Annotated in this window: 4 protein-coding genes; all 4 read left to right on the forward strand. The window is 42.2% G+C overall.

Features of this window, described 5'->3' with window-relative positions; all coding sequences use genetic code 11:
- The first annotated feature begins 76 nt into the window (after window positions 1-76).
- Complete coding sequence (locus tag DWV53_RS15015) at window positions 77-421, forward strand: hypothetical protein (RefSeq protein ID WP_117587496.1); 345 nt, start codon at window positions 77-79, stop codon at window positions 419-421.
- A gap of 2 nt (window positions 422-423) precedes the next feature.
- Window positions 424-756 (forward strand): IS66 family insertion sequence element accessory protein TnpB, encoded by a 333-nt coding sequence (gene tnpB / locus DWV53_RS15020; protein WP_118155414.1) that lies wholly within the window; start codon window positions 424-426, stop codon window positions 754-756.
- Complete coding sequence (locus tag DWV53_RS15025) at window positions 753-1,088, forward strand: hypothetical protein (protein ID WP_118155416.1); 336 nt, start codon at window positions 753-755, stop codon at window positions 1,086-1,088. Before tnpB ends, DWV53_RS15025 begins: the two co-directional genes overlap by 4 nt.
- Window positions 1,089-1,152: 64 nt before the next feature.
- Window positions 1,153-2,898 (forward strand): IS66 family transposase (locus tag DWV53_RS15030; RefSeq protein WP_181992523.1); only part of this gene is annotated, 1,746 nt, incomplete at its 3' end.

A 2,898-nucleotide genomic window follows, 5' to 3' on the forward strand; every position in this document is an offset into this window, starting at 1 on the left:
GTAAATCACCGTTAGCCCGTATGGCGGTACCTATATAATATATTACCTTTGCATCCGTAATCAAAACAGTTTGATAATGGAAACAAGGGAATATTTCGAAAAAGTGATGCAGGATTACAACCAAAATCGTAAAGGTCGTAGCTTGCGCAAGTATTGTAAGGATGAGGCAGTGGATTATGACTGGCTCATTGAGTTTAAGAAATCATATCGTTCAAATAAGCTTCAACCAGATGAAAACAAGAAGCTAGGCGAAGGTGAGTTTATCGCTTTGACAGTTGAGGAGAATTTTGTTCCCGAGCAACAAACTCCTGCAGGTTGGCAAGTTGAGAGACTGATTTTGAAGTCTCCGACTGGTGATGAGATGGAAATCAAGTGTACTAACCTGTTTGCAGTTGCAGAACTGCTGCGTAAAATGTCATAGCCATGCTGAACTTCACTTCTCGAACAACTTATTATTTGAGTTCCACACCCACTGATATGCGCAATGGTCGTGAGGGCTTGGCAGGAATCATCCGTGAAAAAATGCAGCATGATCCTTATAGTTATGATGAAGCCTTCATCTTCTATTCCAAGGATTACCGCAAGGTTAAAATATTACATTATGATATCAATGGTTTTGTCTTATACCAGAAGTGGTTTGATGATGGTAAGTTTCTCAAGCCTCGCTTCTTGGAGGCAGCTCGCTGTCATAAGATAAGCCGTGAGACATTGATACTGATGCTATCAACATCTGTACAAACGGAAATCATATTATGAATACTGATATTAAGAGTTTGATACCATCCATGCATGCAGAACTGAAGCGTATGCAATCTCGTGTTGCAGAGCTTCAAGTTTCATTACAGCAAGGTTCATCTGATGAAAAGGCGATTCGAGAGGAAATTTCTCGAATGAATCTGCGTCAGGTTGAAATCATGGATGTGATGGTAGAGATACAAGAGTATATTTTGGGCAAGCAGGAAGCACTGCTTGCTCTATTGAGAGAGCGCAAATCTCTTCTGACAGCAAAAGAAACTTTGGAAAAGAAAAACAAGGAATACGAGGAAAAGTTGTTTCTGAAATCTTATAAGCTTCTGAAAAACAAGTAGTTGTATAACTTTTCTTAACAAGAAATAGTTGTATATGTCGCAGAAATTTTGTACCTTTGTAAACATGATAAATAACAAGAGTAATATAGAGATGCAGCTTGCTACGTATAAGTCAATGTTGACTAAAGCTAGCAATGACCTAGCCAAGTCCAAACAGCTTGTTGGCTTGCTCAAACAGCAGATTGAGCAAGGTAATACAGAGTTGTCGGAGGAACTTGACAAGGCAAACGAGCGTATCTCTATGTTAAGCGAAGATTTATCAGATGCAAATGCTCGTATCTATGTGTTGGAGGTGGCTTTGACCCAAGCGGAATCTGATAACTCGGAATTACGAGCAGAGGTATCTCGACTTCATTCCAAGGCAGATGATTATGAAAAGGCAAATGCCTTGTTGGATATAGCAGACAAGGCTCAGGTTGATTATAAAACTATCATCGAGGTTCTCCTTCATAGAAAGTTTGCTCATAACTCAGATATGACCAATCTCTTGAATGGTGTGTTGGATACATCCGACGCAGAGGTCAATGAGTTGGGACTTGATGGATTGAAAAAGAAAATCAGTGATGCTGCTGACGAGGCGTTGGATGAAAAGCATAAGGATGAAGAGTCTAAGGCATCTTCAGCCCCAGAGCAACCAGCTGTAAAACTGCCTAAGAAAACAGAAAAAGAAAAGCAGAAATCAGATAGTCAACTCCCTCGCAAGCGTTATACTACAACAGCTAGAGTTTTGAAGTCCTTCGGCATAGATAAATCTGATCTTCCTGAGAATGCAAAGGTTATCATACGTAAGGGTAAGAAGGACATGTGGGTAGTCCGTCTGTTCTTCTATCAGAAACAAGAGGTTTATTGTAAGGAATACAAGATAGCGCGCTTTAATGTACCTGGCTCTGATCCTCAGAGCAGCAAGTATCCTCAGAGTATCATCAAGGGTAATCCTTTGATGCCATCCTTCTGTAGGTTCTATCTGGAGTCGAAGTTTGCCTATCATCTCTCCGAAAACCGCTTGTTGGATATGTTGTCACAGATGGGTATGAAGGTAGCTCAGTCAACCTTGAACGGTTGGATGCAGCAAATCATGACTTATCTTCGTGAACGCCTGGGACCTGTGATGCTTGAGTGTATCCGTCAGTGTGTCTATACCCAGAATGACGAGTCAAGAATCGTGGTTCGCAGTCGTGAGAGTAAGGAAGATAAGTTTAAGTACAATGTGGAGTACATCCATGCTGCCCTCTCCATGGAAGCCAAGCTTTGTGTGATGGAATATAAGGAGGGTAGCCGTAGTCACAGTGTGCAGGAAGATGCCATCTTCAAGGACTCTTGTATAAGGGTGTTTACTGCAGACAGAGCAGTCTTGTATGAGACAATTGAGAAGGATTTGGAGGAAATGGGACTGGTGCGTACAGCTTGCTGGTTCCATGCCCGCCATCGCTTCGTGGATGCTTATATCTCTGACCATCGTGTGCGTGTAATCATCTTGATGATGAACTACCTCTTCCAGATAGAGCGAGAGTCGAAGTTACGCAAGCATACTGCAAAGCAGCGACGCCGATTTAGACTTAAGTACAGTGCATCGATCGTTGGCAAGTTGATGAAATTGTTGAAGAAGATCAAGCTTGATTCTTCTTATGGTGCAATGGTTCTGCGAGCAGTCAACTATGTACTTGATGACGAGAAGGCCTTCAAGGTGTTCTTGCAGGATGGCCGTGTCGAGATGCATAACAATGCGGTCGAACGAATGTTCCGCCACTTGGCTATGGGAAGGAGAAACTGGATGCATACCGGTAGCCATTTAGGTGCGGAAAACATAGCT

Source organism: Segatella copri, assembly GCF_003465495.1.
Lineage (GTDB): Bacteria > Bacteroidota > Bacteroidia > Bacteroidales > Bacteroidaceae > Prevotella > Prevotella copri_G.